The sequence below is a fragment of the Paenibacillus validus NBRC 15382 genome, from assembly GCF_004000985.1.
Taxonomy (GTDB): Bacteria; Bacillota; Bacilli; order Paenibacillales; family NBRC-103111; genus Paenibacillus_G; species Paenibacillus_G validus.
Window position 1 is genome coordinate 1 of the sequence record NZ_BIMH01000123.1, and the last position, 1,122, is coordinate 1,122.

1 protein-coding gene is annotated in these 1,122 nt (G+C 48.6%); it reads right to left on the reverse strand.

Features of this window, described 5'->3' with window-relative positions; genetic code table 11:
- Nucleotides 1-210: 210 nt before the first annotated feature.
- Nucleotides 211-1,122 (reverse strand): IS3 family transposase (locus PVA01S_RS26335; RefSeq protein ID WP_127610834.1); only part of this gene is annotated, 912 nt, incomplete at its 5' end.

A 1,122-nucleotide genomic window follows, 5' to 3' on the forward strand; every position in this document is an offset into this window, starting at 1 on the left:
CGGTTTAAACCCGTAACTTTAGAGTCTTACACCCTTATTCACACGATTGCGTAATTTCTCATTGATTTACGTCGTTGTCGCTCGTTGTCGCCCTTGACATGGAGCCTCCAGCGGGCATGATTTTTCGCGATAGGGCGATGCGGATAACACATGCATCGCGAGGCTAACAAGCCTATCATGCCCGCCCCTCCATGTAAAGGGCTTTATCCATCATACCTTAATCACAAGCGGTTTTACGGCTTGCTGATGCATAGCTTGATGAAATTCCTGCGGGGATAGATCATACAAACTTCCATGGATCCGCCGCTGATTATAAAACAAGAGATAGTCAGATACGATACGGTATGCATCCTGATAACTCTCAAATTCATGCCTGGAGAGACACTCTTGTTCTAAAATGGCATGAAATGCTTCGATATGCGCATTTTTATTCGGCGTTTTCGGAGGAATACGTTCATGTTCTACACAATACTCCAGGCATGCTTCTTCAAAAGCATGGCTGATAAATTGCGGGCCGTTATCGGTACGAACCACGGGCAGCTGATCTTTCTCAAAGAGCCGCCGTTTCCATAACGCTCTCTGCAGGATTTGCGCAGCATGCTTCCCTTCACAAGAGAGGCCCATGTGGTAGTCGATAATCGATCGGTCGTAGACGTCAATCAGGCTGAGCAAGAAAAAGAAACGCTGCTCAGCTGCAATATAGCCGTATTTCACGTCCATCTCCCAAAGCTGATTCGAAGCGCAAATCTCACGGTTGTTCGCCAGCTTTCGGGGATATTGGATTCGCTTCCGGCGTTGTGGCTGCAGGATGCCCAGTTCCTGACACAGCCGGTATACTTTTTTCTTGTTAATGATCAGCCCATACTGTCGTTTCAGGCATACGGTTAATTTACGGTAACCGTAAGTCGCTTCTTCCCCGGCAATAAGCTCCATCAGCCATTCCTTGATCTGCTCATCGCTGACGGGACGCCGCTTATGATCCAAGGAAAAGCCGGGAATCGGCCGTCCGCCGTTATACACTCGCTCTTGCTTGAAGTGTTTCTTCCGGTAATAGTACGTCGCTTCACTGACGCCGACGATTCGCAGCACCACTGCAGCTTTATAACCCCGCGCAATCCATTT